Annotated in this window: 22 protein-coding genes; 12 read left to right on the top strand and 10 right to left on the bottom strand. The window is 65.0% G+C overall.

Features of this window, described 5'->3' with window-relative positions:
• The first annotated feature begins 22 nt into the window (after positions 1-22).
• Positions 23-1285 carry a glucose-1-phosphate adenylyltransferase gene (gene glgC / locus ACE10Z_RS33245; RefSeq protein ID WP_375784564.1) on the top strand — a complete coding sequence of 421 codons (1263 nt, stop codon included), beginning with the start codon at positions 23-25 and terminating at the stop codon, positions 1283-1285.
• Entirely contained in the window at positions 1282-2736 is a 1455-nt protein-coding gene (glgA, locus tag ACE10Z_RS33250; RefSeq protein ID WP_375784565.1) for a glycogen synthase GlgA, read from the top strand. The genes glgC and glgA overlap by 4 nt, the downstream gene beginning before the upstream one ends.
• Positions 2737-2743: 7 nt before the next feature.
• Here the strand turns inward: glgA and ACE10Z_RS33255 are convergent, their stop codons facing one another.
• From ACE10Z_RS33255 to ACE10Z_RS33295, 9 genes are all read right to left on the bottom strand, one after another.
• Positions 2744-3076: a hypothetical protein gene (locus ACE10Z_RS33255; protein ID WP_375784566.1), complete on the bottom strand. Its 333-nt coding sequence runs from the start codon at positions 3074-3076 to the stop codon at positions 2744-2746.
• 131 nt (positions 3077-3207) lie between these two features.
• Complete coding sequence (locus tag ACE10Z_RS33260) at positions 3208-4350, bottom strand: serine hydrolase (RefSeq protein WP_375784567.1); 1143 nt, start codon at positions 4348-4350, stop codon at positions 3208-3210.
• A gap of 530 nt (positions 4351-4880) precedes the next feature.
• The gene (locus ACE10Z_RS33265) at positions 4881-5369 is read right to left on the bottom strand and encodes a DUF417 family protein (protein WP_375784568.1); all 489 of its coding nucleotides are present in this window, start codon (positions 5367-5369) and stop codon (positions 4881-4883) included.
• A gap of 165 nt (positions 5370-5534) precedes the next feature.
• Positions 5535-6752 carry an ABC transporter substrate-binding protein gene (locus ACE10Z_RS33270; RefSeq protein WP_375784569.1) on the bottom strand — a complete coding sequence of 406 codons (1218 nt, stop codon included), beginning with the start codon at positions 6750-6752 and terminating at the stop codon, positions 5535-5537.
• A gap of 27 nt (positions 6753-6779) precedes the next feature.
• The gene (locus ACE10Z_RS33275; protein WP_375784570.1) at positions 6780-7754 is read right to left on the bottom strand and encodes an NAD(P)H-dependent flavin oxidoreductase; all 975 of its coding nucleotides are present in this window, start codon (positions 7752-7754) and stop codon (positions 6780-6782) included.
• A 2-nt stretch (positions 7755-7756) separates the two neighbouring features.
• Positions 7757-8530, bottom strand: coding sequence for a crotonase/enoyl-CoA hydratase family protein (locus tag ACE10Z_RS33280; protein WP_375784571.1), 774 nt, complete (start codon positions 8528-8530; stop codon positions 7757-7759).
• A gap of 9 nt (positions 8531-8539) precedes the next feature.
• The gene (locus ACE10Z_RS33285; protein WP_375784572.1) at positions 8540-9331 is read right to left on the bottom strand and encodes an SDR family NAD(P)-dependent oxidoreductase; all 792 of its coding nucleotides are present in this window, start codon (positions 9329-9331) and stop codon (positions 8540-8542) included.
• Positions 9328-10878, bottom strand: a complete 1551-nt coding sequence (locus ACE10Z_RS33290) for a class I adenylate-forming enzyme family protein (protein WP_375784573.1) — start codon at positions 10876-10878, stop codon at positions 9328-9330. Before ACE10Z_RS33290 ends, ACE10Z_RS33285 begins: the two co-directional genes overlap by 4 nt.
• Positions 10875-11531 carry a TetR/AcrR family transcriptional regulator gene (locus tag ACE10Z_RS33295; protein ID WP_375784574.1) on the bottom strand — a complete coding sequence of 219 codons (657 nt, stop codon included), beginning with the start codon at positions 11529-11531 and terminating at the stop codon, positions 10875-10877. The genes ACE10Z_RS33290 and ACE10Z_RS33295 overlap by 4 nt, the downstream gene beginning before the upstream one ends.
• Before the next feature lie 97 nt (positions 11532-11628).
• On the opposite strand from ACE10Z_RS33295, the gene ACE10Z_RS33300 reads away from it, so the two are divergent.
• The gene (locus ACE10Z_RS33300; protein WP_375784575.1) at positions 11629-12048 is read left to right on the top strand and encodes a Zn-ribbon domain-containing OB-fold protein; all 420 of its coding nucleotides are present in this window, start codon (positions 11629-11631) and stop codon (positions 12046-12048) included.
• An 18-nt stretch (positions 12049-12066) separates the two neighbouring features.
• Complete coding sequence (locus ACE10Z_RS33305) at positions 12067-13206, top strand: thiolase family protein (RefSeq protein WP_375784576.1); 1140 nt, start codon at positions 12067-12069, stop codon at positions 13204-13206.
• 25 nt (positions 13207-13231) lie between these two features.
• Here the strand turns inward: ACE10Z_RS33305 and ACE10Z_RS33310 are convergent, their stop codons facing one another.
• The gene (locus ACE10Z_RS33310) at positions 13232-13867 is read right to left on the bottom strand and encodes a TetR/AcrR family transcriptional regulator (RefSeq protein ID WP_375784577.1); all 636 of its coding nucleotides are present in this window, start codon (positions 13865-13867) and stop codon (positions 13232-13234) included.
• Between the two features lie 253 nt (positions 13868-14120).
• Here ACE10Z_RS33310 and ACE10Z_RS33315 point away from each other — a divergent pair, with 253 nt between their 5' ends.
• The 8 genes from ACE10Z_RS33315 to ACE10Z_RS33350 are packed head-to-tail and all read left to right on the top strand — an operon-like array spanning position 14121 to position 22873.
• Positions 14121-15431 (top strand): phytoene desaturase family protein, encoded by a 1311-nt coding sequence (locus tag ACE10Z_RS33315; protein ID WP_375784578.1) that lies wholly within the window; start codon positions 14121-14123, stop codon positions 15429-15431.
• 5 nt (positions 15432-15436) lie between these two features.
• The gene (locus ACE10Z_RS33320) at positions 15437-16291 is read left to right on the top strand and encodes an ABC transporter ATP-binding protein (RefSeq protein WP_375784579.1); all 855 of its coding nucleotides are present in this window, start codon (positions 15437-15439) and stop codon (positions 16289-16291) included.
• Positions 16288-17079 (top strand): ABC transporter ATP-binding protein, encoded by a 792-nt coding sequence (locus tag ACE10Z_RS33325; RefSeq protein WP_375784580.1) that lies wholly within the window; start codon positions 16288-16290, stop codon positions 17077-17079. Before ACE10Z_RS33320 ends, ACE10Z_RS33325 begins: the two co-directional genes overlap by 4 nt.
• A complete protein-coding gene (locus ACE10Z_RS33330; RefSeq protein WP_375784581.1) occupies positions 17079-19013 on the top strand; it encodes an AMP-dependent synthetase/ligase in 1935 nt (644 codons plus the stop codon). Before ACE10Z_RS33325 ends, ACE10Z_RS33330 begins: the two co-directional genes overlap by 1 nt.
• The gene (locus tag ACE10Z_RS33335; protein WP_375784582.1) at positions 19014-19886 is read left to right on the top strand and encodes a branched-chain amino acid ABC transporter permease; all 873 of its coding nucleotides are present in this window, start codon (positions 19014-19016) and stop codon (positions 19884-19886) included. It abuts the gene before it with no gap.
• Positions 19886-20932: a branched-chain amino acid ABC transporter permease gene (locus tag ACE10Z_RS33340; protein WP_375784583.1), complete on the top strand. Its 1047-nt coding sequence runs from the start codon at positions 19886-19888 to the stop codon at positions 20930-20932. Before ACE10Z_RS33335 ends, ACE10Z_RS33340 begins: the two co-directional genes overlap by 1 nt.
• Positions 20933-20964: 32 nt before the next feature.
• Positions 20965-22125, top strand: a complete 1161-nt coding sequence (locus ACE10Z_RS33345) for an ABC transporter substrate-binding protein (RefSeq protein ID WP_375784584.1) — start codon at positions 20965-20967, stop codon at positions 22123-22125.
• Between the two features lie 4 nt (positions 22126-22129).
• Complete coding sequence (locus tag ACE10Z_RS33350) at positions 22130-22873, top strand: NAD(P)H-dependent oxidoreductase (protein ID WP_375784585.1); 744 nt, start codon at positions 22130-22132, stop codon at positions 22871-22873.
• Positions 22874-23084: the final 211 nt, after the last annotated feature.

The raw sequence follows: 23084 nt of genomic DNA on the forward strand, positions 1-23084 counted from the left end.
TGAAGTTTCTGGGAGGATGACCATGAGACCAGTCGGAAATGAACCCTTGTCGCGTCACGCCCTTGCCTATGTGCTGGCCGGCGGACGCGGCAGCAGACTTCAGGAGCTCACCGACAGGCGCGCCAAGCCGGCGGTCTATTTCGGCGGCAAGTCGCGCATCATCGATTTCGCGCTCTCCAATGCGGTGAATTCGGGTATCCGCCGCATCGCGGTGGCGACCCAGTACAAGGCGCACAGCCTGATCCGGCATCTGCAGGGCGGCTGGAACTTCTTCCGCCCGGAACGAAACGAGAGCTTCGACATCCTGCCCGCAAGCCAGCGCGTCTCCGAGACCAACTGGTATCTCGGCACGGCGGACGCGGTGTACCAGAATATCGACATCCTCGAGGCGCACGGCACCAAGTACATCCTGGTGCTCGCCGGCGACCATATCTACAAGATGGACTACGAGGTGATGCTGAAGCAGCATGTCGAGAGCGGCGCCGACGTCACGGTCGGCTGCCTCGAGATGCCGCGCACCGAATCCAGCGGCTTCGGCATCATGCATATCGACGAGAGCGGCCTGATCCAGTCGTTCCTGGAGAAGCCGGCCGATCCGCCGCCGATGCCCGGCAAGCCCGACAAGTCGCTCGCCAGCATGGGCATCTACGTATTCGACTCGCAATTCCTGTTCGATGAATTGCGCCGCGATGCCGCCGATCCGAATTCCAACCACGATTTCGGCAGGGACATCATCCCCTATATCGTCAAGCACGGCCGCGCCGTCGCGCATCAGTTCAATGATTCCTGCGTCCGCTCCGGCGACGATCCGCGTTCCTACTGGCGCGATGTCGGTACGGTCGACGCCTATTGGGGCGCCAACATCGATCTCACCGACGTCGTGCCGGAGCTCGATCTCTACGACCGCGCCTGGCCGATCTGGACCTATGCCGAGATCACCCCGCCCGCCAAGTTCGTCCACGACGAGGACGGACGCCGCGGCCAGGCGGTGACCTCGCTGGTCTCGGGCGCCTGCATCATCTCCGGCGCGGCGCTGCGCCGCTCGCTGCTGTTCACCGGCGTTCACGTCAATTCCTACGCCAATGTCGAGAACGCGGTGATCATGCCCTATGTGAATGTCGGCCGCGGCGCGCGGCTTAGAAACGTCGTGATTGATCGCGGCGTGCGGATTCCGGAAGGGCTCGTGGTCGGCGAGGATCCCGAGTTCGACGGCAAGCGATTCCGCACCACCGAGAACGGGATCACGCTGATCACCCAACCGATGATCGACAGGCTCCCGACATGACGCCCATCCGCGTCCTCGCGGTCGCCTCGGAAGTCTACCCGATCGTCAAGACCGGCGGCCTCGCCGACGTGGTCGGCGCGCTGCCGGCGGCGCTGAAGCAGCACGGTGTCACGACGCGGACGCTGGTGCCCGGCTATCCCGATGTGCTCAAGGCGCTGTCCTCCGCGGAAACACTGCTGCACTGGGGCGAATTCTACGGCGGGCCGATCCGCCTGCTCGGCGGCACCCATGACGGTCTCGATCTTGTTGCGCTCGACGCGCCGCACCTCTATGCGCGCCCCGGCAATCCCTATGTCGGCCCCGACGGACGCGACTGGCCCGACAACGGCATCCGCTTTGCGGCGCTGTCGCGGATGGCGGCCGAAATCGGCCGGGGTGCAATCGAGAGCTTCGTCCCCGACATCGTGCATGCGCATGACTGGCAGGCCGGGCTCGCGCCGGCCTATCTGCATTATGGCGGGCAGCCGCGGCCGGGGACAGTGATGACCGTGCACAACCTCGCCTATCAGGGGCAATTCTCTCCGGACATGCTGGCTACGTTCGGCCTGCCGGGCGAGGCCTACTCGCTTCACGGCGTCGAATATTACGGCACCATCAGCCTGCTCAAGGCCGGCCTGCAATTCGCCGACCGCATCACCACGGTGTCGCCGACCTATGCGCAGGAGATTCAGACCGACGACGGCGGCATGGGACTCGGCGGCCTGTTGCGCGAACGTTCTGACGTGCTGAGCGGCATCCTCAACGGCATCGACATCGATGTGTGGAATCCGGCCACCGATCCCGACATCGCCGCGCACTTCAGCGCCGGGCAGATGGCGGAGCGCGCGGCCAACAAGGCGGCGTTGCAGCAACGCTTCGGGCTCGAGCCGGCGCCGGATGCGATGCTGCTCGGCGTCATCAGCCGGCTGTCATGGCAGAAGGGCCTCGACCTGCTGCTCGAGAATATTCCGACATTGCTCGGCGAAGGCATTCAGCTCGCACTGCTCGGCAGCGGCGATCGCGACCTGCAGGAGCGCTACGCCGCGCTGGCGCGCGACAATCCCGGGCGGATCGCGGTCGTGATCGGCTACGACGAGGCGCTGGCGCATCTGATCCAGGCAGGCTCGGATGCGCTCGCGGTGCCGTCGCGGTTCGAGCCGTGCGGCCTCACCCAGCTGTGCGCGCTACGCTACGGCGCGGTCCCGATCGTTGCCAATGTCGGCGGCCTTGCCGACACCGTGCTGGGCTTCGACGAAGCCGCGATCACCGGCAGTGCCGCAACCGGCGTCAAGTTCGCGCCCGTGACCTCGGAAGCGCTCGCCCACGGCTTGCGCACGGCGAACCTGCTGTTCAACGACAAGGTGACCTGGCGCCGGCTGCAGCAGGCCGGCATGGCCACCGATGTCTCCTGGCACAACCGCGCCGGCCGCTACGCCGCGCTCTACCGCGAGCTCGCCGCCGCGCGAGGATGACGCGCGATCAGTTCAGCAGATCGCAGGACGCGATGCGGTTGATGTCGGCCAGGCGGCGGTCGGGATTGCCCTTGAGATCAAGGCTCGCGACGAGAGCGAGCAGGCGGCCATAGGCGCGGTCGGCGATAGCGACCGGCAGTGGCTCTTCATCGAAGGCTTCGATGTAATTGCCGACGAGACCGCTCAGCAGCCGGCACATCGCCCGTTGCTCGGGCTGATGCCTGCTCAAGGTCTCGAGTTTTTCCTGGAGGGTTCGGTAGGTTCGCAGGCCGTGGGGCTGCTGCGAAAGCCAAGTGTGCAGATCAGGAGTGTGCAGATCAGAATTTTGTAAATCAGTCATATCAGCCTCTTCAAGCAGGAGAAGAAGCTACCGGTTTATATAGCCGATCACGGTTCCGCGCCATGACGATTTTTGCATGCATCCCCTGCCCGGCCGCGCAGGCCGTGTCATCGGATTGGCACGCGGCCTCGCTAATGTATCTGGGTTTTGATGAGATTCGCGAGTGCCGGCAGAATCCTGTAGCGCGCGATCTCGTGCGGATAGTCGCCGCGATTGGCGAGCAGCACGATACCGAACCTGCGCGCCGGCACCAGGCCGATATAGGCCGAGGCATTGTTGAGGCCGCCGGGCTTGTCGATGACGGTGACGCCGTCGAGCCGCACATGCTCCCACGCCATCGCCTGGCCGAACTTCGCATCGACACGAAAACTCTCGCGCATGGTCATCTGCAATGCCGCACGCAATTGCGGATCGATCACCGCGCCGTCGAGACAGGCGCGCAGCAGCATGCCGAGATCGCGCGCCGACGAGAACATCTGGCCGGTGCCCGGAAAATCGTAATAGCTCTGCTGATTGCCGGGCGGACCGATCGCCGTGCCATCGTGGAAGTAGCCCTGGACCATGCGCTGCATGATCTCCGGCGCCAACGCCGCGCGATTGTCCTCGCCACGATCCGGAACGAAGGTCGAGGTCATGCCGAGCGGCTTGAGGATACGGCTCTCGAACAACGTCGCGATCGGCATGCGATAGCGCTGCTCCAGCACCAGTTGCAGCAAGACATAGCCGGCATGGCTGTAGATGCGCTGCTTGCCCGGCTGCTCTCCCTTCTGGGGCCTCCAGGCATTGAGCATCGCGATGAACTGATCGCGGTTGAAGGTCTCGTTCGGCCATGGCGGATGATCCGTCGGCAGCAGCAGCCCCGATGTATGATTGACGAGCTCGCCCACCGTGACGCGGCTGATATAGTCCCCGTGCAGCTCGGGCAGATATTGGCCGACGGCATCGTCCAGCCGCAATTCGCCGCGCTCGGTGCCGAGTGCGACCAGTGTCGCCTCGAACAGCTTGCGCAGCGAGGCGAGATTGAACATCGTGTCCGAGGTGACCGGCCGCTTGGCCGCAGCGTCGGCGAAGCCGTAGTTGAAGAAGGCGACCCGGCCCCCGGCATAGACCGCCGCGGCAACGCCACCCGGATCGGCCGCGGTCGGCGCCAGTTCCGTCGTGACGATGTCCCTGATCTGCGCATCCATGTCGGAATCAGCCCGCGCCGCCGTCAGCACGCTGGCGGCAACGGCGAGCAGGACGGCCGCGATCGGGACGAGGAGCCATTGTCTCATGTAGAACGAATTCAGGACGATGTTGCGATGTGACGCGCTGGTGGACCTGTTCAGCCATCGCGAGATGGCGACATCGCGATCCTAGCGGTGGAACCCAGGCGTTCGAATTCACGATCGCGCGTCTTGCACCGTTACCCGTTCCGGCTGGGGAACGGGCGGCCCGATCGCTGTTCCGGCGGTCACTCCCGGAACCCGCGATCGCGACCGCCCTCCCACTCCAGCCACGGCGCGGGAACTGCAATGGAACTAAAAAATGCGGGACGTTTGAAAATACGGAAAATGTGCTGCCACGGAGAGACAACACCGACGCTTGCCGGGCTCGCCGCCGATATGTCTGACTTCGTCACATTCCGCTCCCAACCGGGGACGGTTTCTTACTAGCAACAATTCGTCAATCAAGGGTTGCATAGGCCCATGAGATTCGATTGACAAGATACTATTGCCTGCGACGGATTGTCCTGTTCCCGATGCAGGACGCGCGCGATGCCGCGGTTAAGCATGGCTTAACCTATCGAGCGCGCGGCGCGCGCTTATCCGGTCTTCGACCGGACGATCGACCGCGGCAACGACGCCAGCAGCAGCATCAGGCAGACGCAGAGCAGCACGATGTCCTTGAACAGGAATTCGCCGGCCAGGTTCCAGGCCATCGGGTCGGTCGACAGGCTCCATTTCACCACACCGGGTGTCGTGAAGAAGAACGACCACGTCACCGCGAAGGTGATCACGCCCATCAATGCGCCGATCGCTGACAGGATCGGGCTGAACGCGCCGGCGGCAAGCAGCACAGCGATGCCGAACTCGGTGACGCCGAGCACATAGGCCTCGCCGCGAAGGCCGAACACCGACAGCCACGAGACGAACGGGCTGTTGCTGATGAATTGCGCGATGCCTTGCGCCGATTGCAGCGTGAACTTCTGCATGCCGAACGACACGAAGATCACCACCATGACCCAGCGCAGGATCGCGAGCAGACGATAAGACCCTTCGCCATGTTCGGCGATGTTGAACGACAGATTCATAAGGATGTTTCTTCCCTCGCTGCGATGCCACCGTCAGCCGCTGTTACGGCGTCCGTGGCTGGACTACGCAGCGCGCCTCGCGCGCGTTACGCACGGGAGGGCGTCACGTCCTTCACAAGGATGTGCGGACGAGGTGATCGGCAGGACCGGCGGGCGGCGGAAACCTCAAGCTGCGGTGAGCAACCCGCCGACCTTCTCGTAGGCTTCGCCCTTGAACCGCATCAGCTGAAACTGCTTGATCGGCACATAGTCGCTCGGGGTGGTGTTGAGGGTGATCCCGGGAATCAGCAGCGGCGCGGCGAAGTTCTTCAGGCTGGTCGCCTGGTGCAGGATATTGGCCCGCGTCAGCTGGTCGCCACATTGCCTGATGACGTGGGCGGCGGTTGCCGCGGCGGTGTAGCCGATGGCGTAGAGGTCGTCGGCGCGATCCGCGTTCGGGACGTAGCGGTCGAGGAACGCCATGTATTGCTTCATGTCCGGCGTGCCGGCCCAGAGCGGATTGCCGGGGTCCATCCGTGTCGCAAACGCGAGAATGCCTTGCGCGGTCTCGAAACCCGCGGGCTTCAGCGTCGCGCGCACCGAGGCATTGCCGGCACCGAGAAATACCTGGGGCCGCCATTCGAGCGCGGCCATCTTGCGCAGCGCCTGGCTCGCCATCTTCGGGATGGTGATCAGGAACACCACGTCGGCGCCGGACAGTCTCATCTGGACGATCTGGGAATCGATGGTCGGATCGCCAACCGAGTAATTCAGCTCCGACGTGATTTGCGCGGTCCTGGCGCCGAGACCGGTCTTCAGGCCTGCCAGCGTTGCCTTGCCGGCATCGTCGTTCTGATACAGCAGGCCGATCTTCGCATCGGGCATGGTGGCGGCGATGTAGCGGCCGACGACACCGCCCTCGATCTCGTAGGTCGATCCGCCGACCATGGTCCATGGATTGGCCGCCGGGTCCGACAGCTTGCTGGCGGCCGCCGCAAGGAACAGCTGCGGGACCTTTCGCGCGTTCATGTATTTCTGCACGGCGATGTTGCCCGGCGTTCCCATCGCGCCCGCGACAAACAGCACCTCGTCGCTTTCGACCAGGCGCCGCGCCGCTTCGACCGATTTCGGCGGACTATAGGCGTCGTCATAGTTGATGAACTTGATCTTGCGGCCGTTGATGCCGCCAGCGTCGTTCAGCATGCGGAAATAGGCATCCATGGCGTTGGCGAGCACGCCGAACGACGACACCGGGCCGCTGAGCGGGCCGAACTGCCCGATGCGGATTTCCTGATCGCTGGCACCGGGATCATAGGAGAACCTGGCAAATGCCTTGCCGCCAATGGATGCCGCGAGCCCAGAAGCTGCCGTCCCGAGCAGCGTTCGACGGCTGATCGTCTTCATCGGTTTCCTCCACTGGATTTGGACGCCTTATGCGGCGCCTCTTTCGAATGTCATGTGATATTGCGCAGCGATCTCATCGACGATGTCGGCCGCTCCCGTCACCGCATGCACGCCGGAGACCGAATGACCGGCACTCCAGACCTCGATCCAGCGCCGCGGGCCTTCCGCGTCGCTCTTTCCGCCGAACTTTTCGCGCGCGCGCGCCTCCGACACGGACTCGTCGAGATTTGCTGGATCGAGACCCGCGGCGACGATCGAGGGCCGCAGCATGCTGGCATCGAGGCCGGTGAAGGCCTTCGTCAGCATGATGTCGTCGAGCGTGCTGTCGACCAGCATTCGCCGATAGGCATCGCTCGCCATGCTCTCGCGCGCCACGATGAAGCGCGTTCCCATATAGGCGAGATCGCAGCCGAGCAGCCGCGCCGCGGCGAGCGCGGTGCCGTCAGTTACGCCGCCCGCGAGCACGACCGGACCGTCGAACATGGCGCGCACCGCGCGCACGAAGGCGAATGGATTGGCCCAGCCGGTCTGTCCGCCGGCCCCTGCCGTCAGCAGGATCAAGCCATCGGCGCCCGCCTCGATCGCCTTTTCGGCGTGACGGAGCGAGGCGATGTCGGCGAATACGAGACAGCCGACATCATGCAGCGGCGCGACGGCGGCCGCCGGTGACCCGACGCTGGTGATGACCATCTCGACCTTGTGCCGGACGAGGCAGGCGAGATCATCCTTGAAGCGCGGCTGGCGGATGATGAGGTTCGGACAATGCGGCGCCGCCGGCCGGCCGAGCTCGGCGACATTGCGCTCGATCTGATGCAGCCAAGCGTCGAGCTCCTCGACCGAGCGGGCGTTCGCGGTCGGAAATGCGCCGATCGCGCCGGAGCGGCAGACCGCGGTCACGAGATCGACGCCGGAGACGCGCAGCATGGGAGCTGCGATCAGCGGCAGGCGAAGCCGATCTGCGATCGCAGCGGGGAGCGCGCTCCGGCGGGCAGCAACTTGCATGATCAGCGTCCCTTCCAGACCGGCTTGCGCTTCTCGGCGAATGCCTTGAGGCCCTCGGTACGATCCTCGGATTTCAGCGCCCGCTCCGCGATCGGCCCCTGCGCGGTCCACCCTTCTTCATCGGTCCAGTTGGCGGCCTGGAAGATGATCTCCTTGGACGCGGCGAGCGCGGTCGGGCCGTTGACGAGGAGCTCGCTGGCGAAGGCAACCGCCGCCTCGAGCGCCTGTCCGGGTTCGACGAGCCGGTTCACGAGCCCGAGGCGTTCGAAGTACTCCGCGCCCTTGAACTGTCCGGTCAGCGCCAGCTCCATGGCGACGTGATAGGGAATCCGCTTCGGCAGCCGGAACAGGCCGCCACCGATGGCAACGACATTGTGCCTGACTTCCGGCAGGCCCATCTTGGCGTCCCGCGCGGCGACGATGAGATCGCAGGACAGGCAAAGCTCGAGCCCGCCGCCGACGGCATAGCCCTCGACGGCCGCGATCAGCGGCTTGCGCGGCGGCCGGCGAAACAATCCGAAGCCGCCGCGTTCTGTGACGCCGCGCTCGCCGCGTGCCACCGCCTTGAGATCGGCGCCGGCCGAGAAGTTGCCGCCCGCGCCGGTGATGACGCCTGCGAACAGCGCATCCTCCGCGTCGAGCAGATCCATCGCATCGGAGATGCCGCGCGCCAGCGCGACGTTGCACGCGTTGCGCGCCTCGGGACGGTTCAGCGTGACGACGAGGATGTTGCCGCGCCGTTCGGTCAGAACGACCTGTTCGTTCTCAGTGGTCATCGATGCGCCTCACAATGCGAAGGTAAAGCCGCCATTGACCGGATAGGTCTGGCCGGTGATCCACGCGCTCGCATCGGAGGCAAGGAACAGCACCATGTTGGCGACGTCGGACGGCAGACCCGGGCGGCGAATGACGTATTTCTCCATCATCTTCTTCTGCCGCTCGGGATCGGCCTTCAACCGCGCCTCGATTGCCGGCGTCAGGGTCGCGGCAATCGCCACGCAGTTCGCCGTGATGTTGTGGCGGCCGAGCGATCGCGCGACCGCGCGCGTGAAGCCCGCGGCGCCCGCCTTTGCGCCCGAATAGACCTCGAGGCCCGCCTCGCCGGCGCGGCCGGCATCCGAGATGATGGTGACGATGCGACCGCCCTTGCGCTCGATCATCTGCGGGATGCAGGCCGAGGCGCAGTTGATGACGCCGTAGAGGTTGACGCCGATGAAGCTGTTCCAGACCTCGGGGCCGGTTTCCCAGAACGGCTTGCGCGCATCGGGATCGGGGGTCGCGCCGGCGTTGCCGGCATTGTTGACGAGCACGTCGATCGGGCCGAAGGCCTGCTCGGCCTTGCCGACCATCGCCTTGACCGAGGCGAGATCGGTGACGTCGGCCTGCACCGCGACCGCCTTGCCGCCGGCGGCGGTGATCTCGCGCGCGACCTGCTCGGCGCGATCGAGGAAGTAGTCGTTGACGACGATGCCGGCCGCGTTGTGCGCGGCGAAATGCAGCGCGATCTGGCGCCCGACGCCCTGGCCCGCACCGGTGATCAGCGTCACCTTGCCGTTCAAATCAAGAATATCACTCATACGTTTCTCTCCCGTCCCTTCCAGTAGGGCTCGCGCAATTCGCGCTTGAGCAGCTTGCCCATGGTGTTGCGTGGCAGTTCATCGACGATCGACAGCGTCTTGGGCCGCTTGTAGGACGCGAGATGGTCGCGGCAGAACTCGAGGATCGCGGCTTCGTCGGTCATATGGCCCGGCTTCAGCTCGCAGAACGCCTTGACCTGCTCGCCGAACTCGTCGTCCGGGATGCCGATGACGGCGACGTCCTGTACATCGGGATGCCTGAGGATCGCGGCCTCGATCTCGGCCGGATAGATGTTGACGCCGCCGGCGATGATCATGTCCTTGGCGCGATCGGTGATGAACAGATAGCCGTCGTCGTCGAGCATCCCGACATCGCCGACGCGGAAATATCCGTCGTCGTCGCGCGTGTCCGTTCCGAGCGGCTTGCCGTTCAGATAGGAGCGGATCGTCACCGGCGTCCTGATCCAGATCTCGCCGGACTGGTTGCGCGGCAGCTCGCGCCCCTCGGCATCGCGAATCGAGATGTCGACATGCTTGTGTGGGCGGCCGCTGGAGCCGGGCTTGCGCTCCTGCATCTCAGGCGGCAGGAAGCTGATCATGCCGACCTCGGTGGCGCCGTAGCCTTCGCCAAGCACGCCCGAGCCGAAATAGCGGATGATCCAGCGCTTCAGCTCATAGGGCACCGGCGCGGCGCCGACCGACAGCGCGCGGATCGACGACACGTCGTAGGCGTCGAGCACGTCCTTCGGCAGCGCCGCGAGGCGCTTGTACATGGTGGGAACACCGGTCCAGTTGGTGACGCGATGCTTCGCGATCAGGCGAAGCGCGCCTTCCGGATCGAAGCGGCGCATCAGGATCACCGGATTGCCGAGTTGGATCGCGCCCCAGACCTGCGACGGGCCGGCGCCATGATGCAGCGGCAGCGTCAACAGCGAGACGCCGCCGGGCTGGCCGCGCCGGGTCTGCGCGACGTCGCCGAGATATTCGGCGGTGCGTTGATCCATCTGCACGCCGGGCTGCACCACCGAGACCACGCCCTTGGGTAGGCCCGTGGTGCCTGAGGTGTACAGGATCAGCGGCGGCCGGCCGGTGGAATGCAGCGGCGGCTCGGCGGGCGTGTCGAGCAGATCGGAGAATGCGACGAAGCCGGGCGACACTGTGCCGATCGAAACCGCGAGCTTGATCGGCAGACCCTCGAATGCGGGCTTCAGCGCAGCCGGATCCTCATCGTCGCAGACGATGACCTGGGCGCCGCTGTTGGACAGCACGTACTGCGTCTCCGGCGGCGTCAGCCGCCAGTTGAGCCCGAGCAGCGAGCAGCGCAGCTTGCCGATCGCCTCGCTCAGGATCGGCCACTCGATCCGGATCTGGGTCCGCAACACCACGATGTCGCCGGCAACCACACCGCGGGCCGCGAAGCCATGCGCAACGCGGTTCGCCGCATCGTTGAGCTGCGCCCACGTCATCCGGTGGTCGCCCTCGATGAAGGCGATATCGTCGGGGCGATTGGCGGCCCAGTGTTCGACGCTGTTCGGCAGGGTGCTCATTTCGTCAGCCTCCGTTCCAGCGTCGCGATGAAGTGCGCGCTGATCACCTCGAGATCCAGTCCCTCCGGATCGACCAGCCACTGCGCCACCGATCCGCGCAGCGTGGCGTGGATGAGCGCGCTTTCGATCTCCGGATCGAGATCCGCGCGCAAGCGGCCCTCGGCCATTCCCGCCCGCAGGGCGGCGGCGATCTCGCCTCGGGTTTCGCGATTGAGTTTTGCGACGGTGGCGGTGATCGGCGGCACGGTGAGCGCGCCGGCCAGCACGGCGTGAAAGGCGCGCGCCATGACAGGATTCCGCGCCGGCATGACGAAGTAATATCGGCATGACGCAAGCAGGCTGTCGTAGCCGGTCAGTCCCGGTGCGGAAGCGCGGCGCTCGGTGATGAAGGATTCGATGATGTAGGTGCCGAGCGCCGACAACAGATCGGCCTTGGTCTTGAAATAGTGGGACGGCAGACCGCGGCTGTAGCCGGCGCGTTCGCCGGCCTCCGCCAGCGTGATCGCCTCGAGCCCGTTTTCGGCGACGATCCGCGCAGCCGCTTCGAGGATCCGCCGCTCCGCCTCATCGCGCCGCTCGACCTGGGTCCGCCGTGACACCGACACGGGCGCATCATCTCGCTGCTCCTGCGCGCGTCGAACTGCTCGTGCCATTCAGCTTCGCTCCCTTTGCCGTGCGGCCACTTCTTGCTTGCATTCAAGCTAGAATAATGTTTGTTGGTTAGTCAACAAGTTTCTTTGGAGGAAACGCATGCTATCGAACAAGCTATTGAAACCAGGCCTGTATTCCGTGGGATCGAGCGATGGGGGCGGCTCGGTGGCCCGCCTCAAGGGCGGTCGCTGCCGCTGCGGATACGTCTTCTTCCCGATGCAGAGCTATGGCTGCGAGCGCTGCGGCAGTCACGGCGATGCGCTGACGCCTTGCGAACTTTCGGCCAATGGAACGCTGCTCGCTGAAGCGACCGTTCACCTGCACGCGGACAAGAATCGCCCGCCCCCCTTCACCATCGTCAAGGTCGCGCTCGACGACGGGCCTGTGATCCGAACCCTGTTGGCCGACGACAGCGCACCGGTTGCACCGGGACAGCGCGTGACCGGCAGGCTCGCCGCAATCGGACAGAACGAGAGCGGCGAGACCGTGCTCGATCTCCGCTTCAGCATCGCATCCTGATCGATCCGGAGGTTCGCCATGACACGATCACTCAACGAGCTGCGCCCGGTCTATGTCGTCGGCATCGGCTGGCACCGCTACCAGAACCCGAGCGAGACGCCCTATGTGGAGCTCGGCCTCACCGCGATCCGCGCCGCACTTGCGGATGCGCGCATCGAATGGCCCGTGGTGGAATCGACCTATGTCGCGACCGCGCTGCTCGGCATGGCGTCGGGGCGGCCGATGCTGCGTCATCTCGGCGCGACCGGCGCGCCGCTGATGCATGTCGAGAATGCGTCGGCCTCCGGATCGACCGCGTTCCGCCATGCCTGCATCGAGGTCGCAAGCGGTATCTCCGACGTTGCGCTGGCGGTCGGCGTCGACAAGCGCAATCCGGTGCGGCGCCCGGACACCGGCATCGGAAACCTCGCCGAGGACGCCATCGTCCCCTTCACGCATTTCGCGCTGCTGACAAATGAATACGCAGTCCGCCACAACGCCTCGACCGAGGACATCGCACGGGTCGCGGTGAAGAACCACCGCAACGGCGCCAAGAATCCCAATGCGCAGCGGCAGCAGGAACGCACGCTCGACGAGGTGCTCGGCGGCAAGCGGGTGTCGGGATCGCTGACGTCGCTGCAATGCACGCCGATCGGCGAAGGCGCCGCGGCCGTCATCGTCGCATCCGAGGACGGCATTCGCAGGCTGGGCATCGACGCCGGCCGCGTCATTCGCACCACGGCGTCGGTCGGCCGCAGCGAGCGGGTCTATCCGCCGGGCGCCGGCTTCGACGCGGCGCTCACCAAGGAGACCGCCGAGCTTGCTCTGGCGCAGGCCAAGCTAACGCCGAAGGATCTCGACATCATCGAACTGCACGACGCCTTCACGGTCGAGGAGCTGCACTACATCGAAAGCATCGGGCTCTGCCCCGAAGGACATGGCGTTCGCATGCTGAAGGACGGCGCGCTCGATATCGGCGGTCAATGCGCGATCAATCCCTCCGGCGGCCTGATCGCGATGGGACATCCGATCGGTCCCACTGGTATCGGCCAGATCGGCGAGATCGTAATGCAGCTGCGTGGCGAGGCCGGCCCGCGCCAGCATGGCGGCGCGCGCATTGGGCTGGCGCATATGGTCGGCGTCGGCGCGGTCTGTTACGTGCACATCCTGCAACGGTGACGCCGCCGCTCGAAGACGCGCCAGTTCACGCGCGCTGGCGCAGCGGCCGCGCGGCATCCTTTGCCGGCACCGGCATGGTGAAACCGTACAGGAACAGGTCCACCACCATGTCGGCGAACTCGCTGGGGTCGACGCCGCCCTTCGGGTCGTACCAGGTGTGGCTGAAATTCAGGATGCCGAACAGCATCATGCTGTAGATCTTCTTGGTCCGCTTGACGATCTTGCCTTCCTTGTCGAGCGTGACCAGAAGATCGGCGATCGTATCGACCAGCTGGCGCTCCAGCGCCTTGATCGCATCCTGCTCGGTCTCGCCGAGGAACGAGAGGTCGTTGAGGATCACGCGCTGCTCGTCGCTGGAGCGCGCATTCAGCGCGACGATAGCCTGGATCGCGGCGCGGAACTGCTCCAGCGTCGTCGCCTTGCCGGCCATCGCGGTCTCGACATCGGCGATCATCTCGCGGATATGGGCATCGAGGATCGCGAACAGGATCGCTTCCTTCGAGTCGAAATAATGATACAGCGCGCCGCGCGACAGCTTGCAGGCATCCGCAAGGTCGGCGATCGAGGCGCGCATGTAGCCCTGCCGCGCGAACAGGCCGCAGGCGGTGGTGAGGATGCCCCGCTGGATCTCGTCGTAATTTTCTGAGCGCGTCCGCGCCATTACATTCTCTCTCGTGCACCATCGGCGCCGCCGGAATCGGACGGCACCCGTCTCTCTATACTACCGCCGCTCCGCGCCCTCCTCCCCTTTGCGGGCACCATCCACCAGAACTCGTCGAGCAAGCGACGTCGGTTCATTGACCTGCGTCAAAAAATAATTTGAACGACCGGTCGGATTATATTAGAGTGCCTGCCATCAAGCAAGTGGATTGCGCATGCCGGGACCAACCCGGCGGCATCGAGGGAGGCTGCGCGTGGATGCTCATAAGGTCGATGCTGTCGTGATCGGAGCCGGCGCCGGCGGGCTGTGCGCCGCGGCGCGGCTTGCCCATGGCGGGCTGCATACGCTCGTCGTCGACGACAAGGCTCGGCTCGGCGGCCGCGCTTCGACCGAGGAGATCGACGGCTTCAAGGTCAATATCGGCGCGATCGCGATCGAGTTCGGCGGCGTGTTCGAGGAGACCTTCCACACCGTCGGCGCGCCGCTCGATATCCGCGCGCCGGAGCCTGCGAGTTCGTTCTTCATCGACGGCAAGGTGATCGATGTCGGCCGCGGCGGCTGGTCGCTGCTGCTCGGGCAACTGACCAAACAGGCCTCGCGCATCCTGGAGAAATTCGCCGATGCGCGCTCCGGCAACCTGCCCGACGGGCGGCAATCGACCGAGGATTGGCTGAAGGGCTACACCAGCAACGCCACGGTGCACGCGCTGTTCCGCAATCTCTGCGCGGCGATCTTCTCCTGCAACGCGGCCGAACTGCCGGCGCGCGCCTTCCTCACCTACTTCACCAGCAAAGGCGCCTTCAAGAAATTCGGGTTCTGCCCGCAGGGTACGATCGGCGTCTGGAACAGCCTCGGCAGCGCGATCAAGCGCAATGGCGACATCTGGCTCAGCACGCCGGCGACCACGATCCACACCGCCAACGGACGCGTCGAAGGCGTCACCGTGCTCAGGGATGGCGAGAAGGTTCGGATCGACACGGATCTCGTGATCAGCAATGCGGGACCGAAAGCGACAGTGGCGCTTGCCGGCAGCGACGCTTTCCCGGCGGATTACATCGCGAAGGTGAAGAATGACCTTCGCCCGGCCGCCAACATCGTCATCAATGTCGCGAGCCACGAGCCGCTGATCAATCATCCTGGCATCGTCACCTTCGGCAAGACCCGCCGGCTCTGCAACATGGCGAACCTCAGCGCCACCTGTCCGGAGCTGGCGCCGCCCGGCTGGCATCTCTACGTCGCCTACGCCGTGCCGGTGCCTGCGCTCGGCGATTTCGACGCGGATGCCGAGGTCGCGCTCGCGCTCGAGGATCTTCGCGAGCAGTTCGCCAATTTCGACCAGGCGAAAATCCTGTCGATCCGGGTGATGCGCGACGACTGGCCGGCGCAACGCAGCTGCGCCGGTTACGACCTGCCGCGCGAGACCGGCATCGAAGGCCTGTGGTGCGTCGGCGACGCGGTGAAGCAGTATGGCAATGGCGGCACCCAGGCTTGCGCCGAGACCGCCAAGATCGTGACCGATGCGATCTTCGCCGCGCGCCCGCGCCGATCGGCCGGCCGGATCTGAACAAGATGCCGACGACCCTCCCACATCCGACGCCGCAGGCAGCGCCCCAGGCCACGCCGGCGCGGGAGTGCCTGCTCGAATTCCGCAACATCCGGATCGTCTACGACAATGCGATCGAGGCGATCCGCGATGTCTCGATCGCGGTGCCCGAGGGCAACATCGTCGCCCTGCTCGGCTCCAACGGCGCCGGCAAGTCGACACTGCTCAAGGCGATGTCCGGCATCCTCTATACCGAGGAAGGCGTGATCGAGAACGGCAGCATCCGCTTCCGCAATGACGAGGTGCATCATCTTGCGCCGGACGAGCTGGTGCGACGCGGCATCGTGCAGGTGCCGGAGGGCCGCCGCGTGTTCGCGGCGCTGACCATCGACGAAAACCTGCAGATGGGCGGCTACACCAGGAGCGGCGCCGAGGCGCGCCAGCGCCGCGACAAGGTCTTCGCGCTGTTTCCGCGGCTCTATGAGCGGCGCGACCAGATCGCCGGCTACATGTCCGGCGGCGAGCAGCAGATGCTCGCGATCGGCCGGGCGCTGATGACCGATCCGGTGCTGCTGGCGCTCGACGAGCCGTCGCTCGGCCTCGCTCCCTTGATCATCGACTGCATCTATGAGGTGATCGTCCGCCTGCGCGACGAGCTGAAGATGACCGTGCTACTGGTCGAACAGAACGCGCAGCGCGCGCTCGATATCGCCGACTACGGCTACATCCTGGAGACCGGCCGCGTCGTGCTCGACGGCACGGCAAAAAAGCTCACCGCCAACGAGGATGTCCAGGAGTTCTATCTCGGCGTCTCATCCACCGGCCGCAAGAGCCTGCGCGACGTCAAGCATTACAAGCGCCGCAAGCGGTGGCTGTCGTGACCGCGCTGCTTGCGATCGAGAACCTGTCCAAGCGCTTCGGCGGCCTGCAGGCGGTCGCCGATGTCAGCCTGCAGGTCGCGCCTGGCGAGATCTGCAGCGTGATCGGCCCGAACGGCGCCGGCAAGACTACCTTGTTCAACATGATCTCGGGCGTGCTGCGGCCGAGCGGCGGCCGGATCACCTTCGACGGGATCGATCTTTCGACCATCTCGCCATGGAAGTTCGCAGCTGTCGGGATCGGCCGCACCTTCCAGAATCTGGCGCTGTTCAAGCACGGCACCGTGGTCGAGAACATCCTGACCGGCCGCCACACCCATCTGCGCTCGACCGTGCTCGATGCCGTGGTGTTCTTCGGCCGCACCCGCAAGGAAGAGATCGCGGCCCGGCAGCAGGTCGAGCACATCATCGAGTTCCTCGAGATCGAGCATATCCGGGACGCTGTCGTCGGCACACTGTCCTACGGCCAGCAGAAGCGCGTCGAGCTCGCCCGGGCGCTTGCCTGCGAACCAAAGCTATTGCTGCTCGACGAGATGGTTTCCGGCATGAACCAGGAGGAGACCGAAGATATCGCGCGCTTCGTGCTCGACATCCGCGACGAACTCGGCATCACCGTCGTGATGATCGAGCACGAGATGCGCATCGTGATGGACATCTCCGACCGCATCCATGTGCTGAATTTCGGCCGCAAGATCGCCGAAGGCACGCCCGACGAGATCAGGCGCGATCCGGCGGTTGCGGAGGCCTATCTGGGCGGCCAGCGCGCCGAAGCGATGAAGGCGGGCGCCTGATGTTGACGATGGACAGCCTGCGCACCGCTCATCCGCCGCTGCAAGCCAGCGCCGCGCGCAGCGCGCCTGCCGCTGGCGCCGACGTCCTGCAGGCGGCGCTTGCGGATGCCGCGATCACCATCCCGCAATTGCTGCGGCAGCGCGCCGCCATGCATGGCGATGCACTGGCGCTGCGGGAGAAGGACTACGGCATCTGGAATCCCTATTCCTGGCGGCACTATTACGAGACCGCGCGTGCGGTGGCATTCGGCCTGCTCTCGCTCGGCATCAAGCCGGGCGACCGGGTCGCCATCGCCGGCGAGAACACGCCGGAATGGTTCTACGCCGATCTCGGCGTCCAGATGATCGGCGCGGTCGCGGTCGGCATCTATCCGACCAATCCCTGGGTCGAGTTGCAGTATATCGTCAAGCATTCCGGCGCCCGCATCGTCGTCACCGGCGACCAGGAGCAGACCGACAAGGTGCTCGACGCGATGGCCAACAATGGCGGCCTGCCGAACCTGGAGGCCATCGTCTGCATCGACATGAAGGGGCTGCGGCACTACCGGCAATCGGAGCTGATGTCGTTCGCGGCACTGTGCGAACGCGGCAAGGCCTACGCCGAGGCGAACCCGGAGGCCGACGCCAGCCTCGACCGCCTGATCAGCCAGGGCGCGCCCGACGATGTCTGCATCCTCGTCTACACCTCGGGCACGACGGGCCCGCCCAAAGGCGCGATGCTGACCCATCGCAATCTCGTCTACGCCGCCTATGCCTACGCCGAAACCGTAGGGATCGCCGACAAGGCGTTCGAGGCGGTGAGCTATCTGCCGCTCTGCCACGTCGCCGAGCGCTGCTACGGGATGGTGACGCATCTCGTGCTCGGCGGCACCGTCTCCTTTGCCGAATCGATCGACACGGTCGCGATCAACATCCGCGAGATCGCGCCGACGTTCTTTGTCGGTGTGCCCCGCATCTACGAAAAACTGCAACAGGGCTTTCTGTTCAGGCTCGGCGAGAGCGGCCGGCTGCGGCAGACCTTTACCAAGGCCTGCCTCGCCTGGGGCCGCACGCTGTCGGATCGCCGGCAGGCCGGCAAGGACGGCTGGCTCGATCATGCCGCCTACGGGCTGCTTTACATCCTGATGTTCCGCAATCTGCAGCGCCATCTCGGCTTCGCTTACAGCCGGCACCGGCTGTGCGCCGGCGCCTCGATCTCGCCGGAGACACTGCGCTTCTTCGACATCATCGGCCGTCCGGTGTCGCAGGGTTACGGCCTCACCGAAAGCGGCGGCGTCGCCTTCATCCAGACCGCAAGCCATCACCGGATCGGCGGCTGCGGCGTGCCGTTGCCGCAGACCGAATGGAAACTCGACAGCGACGGCGAGATCCTGCTGCGCAACCCCGGCGTATTCAAGGGCTACTTCCTCGACGAGAAGGCCTCCACCGCTTCGCTCGAACAAGGCGGCTGGCTGCGCACCGGCGACATCATCGAGATAACAGACAATGGCGAGATCGCCGTGGTCGACCGCAAGAAGGCGATCATCATCACCGCCGGCGGCAAGAACATCGCGCCATCGGAGATCGAGAACGCGCTGAAGGACTCCGAGTTCATCAAGGAAGCGATCGTAGTCGGCGAGGCCAGGAAGTATCTCGGCGCCATCCTGCAGGTCGACTACGACAATGTCGGCCGTTGGGCGCGCGACCGGGCGCTGGCCTACACCAATTACAAGTCGCTGTCGCAGCTGCCGGAAGTGCACGAGCTGGTCGAGCGGATCGTCAACGAGACCAACAAGCGCTTCGCCCGGGTCGAGAACATCAGGCGCTTCGCGATCCTCGAGAAGGAGCTCGACCACGACGATGGCGAGCTCACCGCCACGCAGAAGGTGCGCCGCGCCATGATCGAGAAGAAGTTCGCGCGCGAGCTCGCCATCATCTACCAGGCGGAGGGCTGAATGCAGTATCTCATTCAGTTGCTGATCTCGGGGCTCGCGATCGGCGCGATCTACGGCCTGATCGCGATGGGCTTTGCGGTGATCTACAAATCCACCGGGCTGGTCAATTTCGCGCAGGGCGAGATGACCATGATCACGGCCTATATCGCCTGGACCATCTCGACCACGGTCAGCGGCAATGTGTTCGTCGTCGCAATCGGCGCCATCTTGGCGGCGGTCGTGCTCGGCCTCGTCATCGAGCGCCTGGTGATGCGGCCGATGCTGGGCGAGCCGGTGTTCGCGACCGTGATGGTCACGATCGGGCTCGCGGTGATCCTGCGCTCCGCCATCAACTTCATTTGGGACGCCTATCCGCACGGGCTCGATATCGGCATGGGCCGCGGCATCGTGCATCTCGGCGGCATCGGCGTGCGCACCGGGCAAATCGCCGTCATCGTCACGCTGCTGGCGCTACTTGCTGCGATCTGGGCGTTCTTCCGCTACAGCAAGGTCGGCGTCGCGATGCGCGCGGTCGCGGCCGACGATCGCACCGCGCTCTTGATGGGCATCAGCGCAACAAAAGTCCACGCGCTGGCCTGGGCCGCTTCTTCCGTGATTGCCGGCATCGGCGGCGTGTTCTTCGCGCTGTCCTACGACCTGTCACCGGCGATGTTCCAGCTCGGGCTGAAGGCGTTTCCGGCCACGATCCTGGGCGGGCTCGACGCCGTGCTCGGCTCCGGTCTCGGCGGCCTCCTGATCGGCATCACCGAAAACCTCGCCGGCGGCTATCTCGGCTCCGGCATGAAGGAGGTGGCGGGCTTTGCCATGATCATCGTGGTGCTGATGGTCCGCCCGTTCGGCATTTTCGGCGAACGCGACATCGAGAGGGTGTGATGCGCACCGGTGATTACAAGCAAACCTATGGCGAGCTGGTCGCGCTGATCGATTCCCCGCCGGTGTGGCTCTGGTCAGCCGTGCTGCTGCTGGCGCTGATCGCAGCGCCTTATCTGCTCAATTCGTACGCGTTGTCGTTCCTGATGATCATCCTGATCACGGTGACCGGCGCGCTCGGGCTCAACATCCTGACCGGCTACACCGGCCTGATCTCGCTCGGTCATGTCGGCTTCCTCGTCACCGGCGCCTATGCCTATGCGGTGCTGGTCTCGAAGTACCACATGCCGCCGCTGGTCGGCTTCCTCGGCGCCGGGGTGGTGCCGGCACTGGCGAGCCTGATCGTCGGAGCGCCGTCGCTGCGGCTCAAGGGGCTCTATCTCGCGATCACCACGCTTGCCTTCTCCTTCATCATCAACACCGTGATCCTGGAGATGCGCTGGCTCACCAACGGCGCGCGCGGCATCCAGGTACAGCGGCCGGACATATTCGGCGTCAGCTTCGACAGCGATGCGGCCTTCACCTATCTTTGCCTCGCCTTCGCGGCCTTGACGCTGTTCGCCACCCTCAACATCCGCCGCAGCCGGGTCGGCCGTGCCTTCGTCGCAATCAGGGACAACGACACCGCGGCGCGCGTCATGGGGATCAATCTGCACGCCTACAAGCTGTTCGCCTTCGTCACCTCGGCCTTCATCACCGGGATCGCCGGCGCGCTCTACGGCATCTATCTCTCCTTCGTCAGCGTCGAGGGCTTTCCGTTCCTGCTCTCGATCGAGGCGCTGGCGATCCTGATCGTCGGTGGGCTCGGCTCGGCGCTCGGCGCCGTGCTCGGCACGGTCCTGATCGTGCTGCTCCCGGAGGCGACAAGGCTCGTCTTCAGCCTGTTCAGCGCACAGATGGACGCGACCTTCACGACCGGCGCGCAGGAGCTGAAGAGCATGCTCTACGGCCTTGTCATCATCCTGTTCCTGCGCTTCCAGCCGAGGGGGCTGGTCGGCGCCTGGCACGACATCAAGCGGGCCTGGGTGCACTGGCCGCTGCGCTACTAACCAAGAACGAACTACACATGTGGAGGGAGACAATGATCAAACATCTGGCGGCGGCCTCGCTGCTACTCACCACGGCCTGTCTTGCCATCGGCCCCGCTGCCGCCGCCGATCCCGGTATCACCGACACCGAAATCCTGATCGGCGACGTCGAGCCCTTGACCGGCCCGCCGGCGCTGCTCGGCGTCGCGGCTTCGATCGGCCACAAGATCGCGATCGCGGAAGCCAACGCCGCCGGCGGCATCAACGGCCGCAAGATCAAGTATGTGCTGGAGGACGACGGCTACGTCACCGCGCGGACCATTCAGGGCGTCAAAAAGGTCATTGACGTCGACAAAGTGTTCGCGATGATCGGGATCTCCGGCTCGGGCCAATCGATCGCTGTCATGCCGGTGCTGGAGAAATCCGGCATCCCGACCGTGATCGACGTCGCGCCGGTGAAATTCCTCTGGGAGCCGCCGCGCAAGAACGTGTTCGTGGTCGGGCAATCCTACGAGGAAGGCATCATCCACCTCGTCAATTTCCTGGCCGACAAGAACCCCGGCAAGAAATGGGGCCTGATCACCCAGGACGACGACTACGGCATCACGGTGCGCGACGGCTTCGACTCCGTCGTCAAGGCCAAAAAGCTGAACGTCGTCTACAGCGGCAACTACAAGAAGGGCCAGCAGGACTTCTCGTCCGACATGCTGCAGCTGAAGGATTCCGGCGCCGAGGTGTTCCTGGCCGGCGGCATCATCGGCGAGAACATCGCGATGATGAAGGAGATCGAGAAGCTCGGCATCAAGCCGGTGACCGGTATCTTCTGGCCCGGCCGCATCGAACCGGTGCTGAAGCTGATGGGCCCGGCCGGTGACGGCATCTATGCGGTCGACTATGTCGAACCGTTCGCCGGCGCCGCCGGCAAGGCATTCCTCGAAAAGGCCAAGCCGCTGGTGTCGGAGGCCGAGTTCAAGGGCATCAACCGCTACACCATGACCGGCTATGCCGCCGCCAAGGTCCTGATCGCAGCGATCGAGCGCTGCGGCAAGCAACCGACCTGGGCCTGCACCATCTCCGAGCTGGAGAAGACCAGGAATGTCGAGACCGGCGTGATGGCTCCGATCAGCTTCGGCCCCGGCGTCCGTTTCTCCAACCAGAAGCTGCAGATCATGCAGGCTGATACGGCGACGCTCAGCTTCAAGCCGGTGAACTAGAGCGATGAAGGTCCTGATCGTCTTTGCCCATCAGGAGGCGCAGTCGTTCAACGCTGCGCTGCTGGCGCGGTCGGTGGCGGAGCTGACCGCGCTCGGGCATACGGTCAGGATCTCCGATCTCTACGCCATGCGCTTCAACCCGGTCGCGACCGCCGAAGACTTTGGCGAGCGGCGGTTTCCCGACCGGCTGCAATATGATCGAGAGCAGAAATACAATCTGCAACAGGAGTCGCTCAGCGGCGACATCGCCGCCGAGATCGAGAAGCTGCTGTGGTGCGACCTCCTGATCCTGCAGTTTCCGCTGTGGTGGTTCTCCGTTCCCGCCATCATGAAGGGCTGGATCGACCGCGTGTTCGTCAACGGCGCGGTCTATGGCGCCGGCCGGCGTTACGACACCGGCGGCCTCGCCGGCCGCCGCGCGATGGTCGTGACCTCGACGGCGGCGTATCCCGACATGTGCGCTTCCGACGGACTGGTCGGAGCGCTCGATGTCATCCTATGGCCGCTGCAGAACGGCGCGCTGGCCTATGCGGGCTGCAAGGTGTTGCCGCCGTTCGTCTCATGGTCGGTCAACTTCGTCGATGAAGCCACCCGCCTCCACTATCTTGACGACTATGCCGACCGGCTCCGGCAGATCGAGACGACCGAACCGCTGTTCTTCCATCCGCTGCGGGACTTCGGCCCGGACTGGCGCCTCAAGCCCGGCGTGACAGCGAGAACCGTCGGCCAGGGCAAGCCTTCCGGCTAAGCCTGTATTGATGAATTGGAAGGATCTACGACTTTAAGCGCAAGTGCTTCCGGGGCGGGTTGTTGTAGAATAGCGTTGGCTTTGTGGACGCTGAACGAGGGTTTATCATCTCGCGACGGCGGCCGCGCCGAGGGATCGTCTCCGTCGCTCCAACGAGCGATGGCAGGGACGTTGAGGAGAACGGCGCCGGCCGAACGCGACTGCCCAAATG

Origin of the sequence: Bradyrhizobium sp. Pha-3 (assembly GCF_042258615.1) — a bacterium.
Classification (GTDB): Bacteria; Pseudomonadota; Alphaproteobacteria; order Rhizobiales; family Xanthobacteraceae; genus Bradyrhizobium.

Bases quoted from the DNA above. Each gene is read 5' to 3' on its own strand.
- ACE10Z_RS33305 (WP_375784576.1), top strand. From the start codon at position 12,067: ATGACACGATCACTCAACGAGCTGCGCCCGGTCTATGTCGTCGGCATC.
- ACE10Z_RS33260 (WP_375784567.1), bottom strand. From the start codon at position 4,350: ATGAGACAATGGCTCCTCGTCCCGATCGCGGCCGTCCTGCTCGCCGTT.
- ACE10Z_RS33310 (WP_375784577.1), bottom strand. From the start codon at position 13,867: ATGGCGCGGACGCGCTCAGAAAATTACGACGAGATCCAGCGGGGCATC.
- ACE10Z_RS33340 (WP_375784583.1), top strand. From the start codon at position 19,886: ATGCGCACCGGTGATTACAAGCAAACCTATGGCGAGCTGGTCGCGCTG.
- ACE10Z_RS33335 (WP_375784582.1), top strand. From the start codon at position 19,014: ATGCAGTATCTCATTCAGTTGCTGATCTCGGGGCTCGCGATCGGCGCG.
- glgA (WP_375784565.1), top strand. From the start codon at position 1,282: ATGACGCCCATCCGCGTCCTCGCGGTCGCCTCGGAAGTCTACCCGATC.
- ACE10Z_RS33290 (WP_375784573.1), bottom strand. From the start codon at position 10,878: ATGAGCACCCTGCCGAACAGCGTCGAACACTGGGCCGCCAATCGCCCC.
- ACE10Z_RS33275 (WP_375784570.1), bottom strand. From the start codon at position 7,754: ATGCAAGTTGCTGCCCGCCGGAGCGCGCTCCCCGCTGCGATCGCAGAT.
- ACE10Z_RS33330 (WP_375784581.1), top strand. From the start codon at position 17,079: ATGTTGACGATGGACAGCCTGCGCACCGCTCATCCGCCGCTGCAAGCC.
- ACE10Z_RS33265 (WP_375784568.1), bottom strand. From the start codon at position 5,369: ATGAATCTGTCGTTCAACATCGCCGAACATGGCGAAGGGTCTTATCGT.
- ACE10Z_RS33255 (WP_375784566.1), bottom strand. From the start codon at position 3,076: ATGACTGATTTACAAAATTCTGATCTGCACACTCCTGATCTGCACACT.
- ACE10Z_RS33345 (WP_375784584.1), top strand. From the start codon at position 20,965: ATGATCAAACATCTGGCGGCGGCCTCGCTGCTACTCACCACGGCCTGT.
- ACE10Z_RS33350 (WP_375784585.1), top strand. From the start codon at position 22,130: ATGAAGGTCCTGATCGTCTTTGCCCATCAGGAGGCGCAGTCGTTCAAC.
- ACE10Z_RS33285 (WP_375784572.1), bottom strand. From the start codon at position 9,331: ATGAGTGATATTCTTGATTTGAACGGCAAGGTGACGCTGATCACCGGT.
- ACE10Z_RS33300 (WP_375784575.1), top strand. From the start codon at position 11,629: ATGCTATCGAACAAGCTATTGAAACCAGGCCTGTATTCCGTGGGATCG.
- ACE10Z_RS33270 (WP_375784569.1), bottom strand. From the start codon at position 6,752: ATGAAGACGATCAGCCGTCGAACGCTGCTCGGGACGGCAGCTTCTGGG.
- ACE10Z_RS33280 (WP_375784571.1), bottom strand. From the start codon at position 8,530: ATGACCACTGAGAACGAACAGGTCGTTCTGACCGAACGGCGCGGCAAC.
- glgC (WP_375784564.1), top strand. From the start codon at position 23: ATGAGACCAGTCGGAAATGAACCCTTGTCGCGTCACGCCCTTGCCTAT.
- ACE10Z_RS33295 (WP_375784574.1), bottom strand. From the start codon at position 11,531: ATGGCACGAGCAGTTCGACGCGCGCAGGAGCAGCGAGATGATGCGCCC.
- ACE10Z_RS33320 (WP_375784579.1), top strand. From the start codon at position 15,437: ATGCCGACGACCCTCCCACATCCGACGCCGCAGGCAGCGCCCCAGGCC.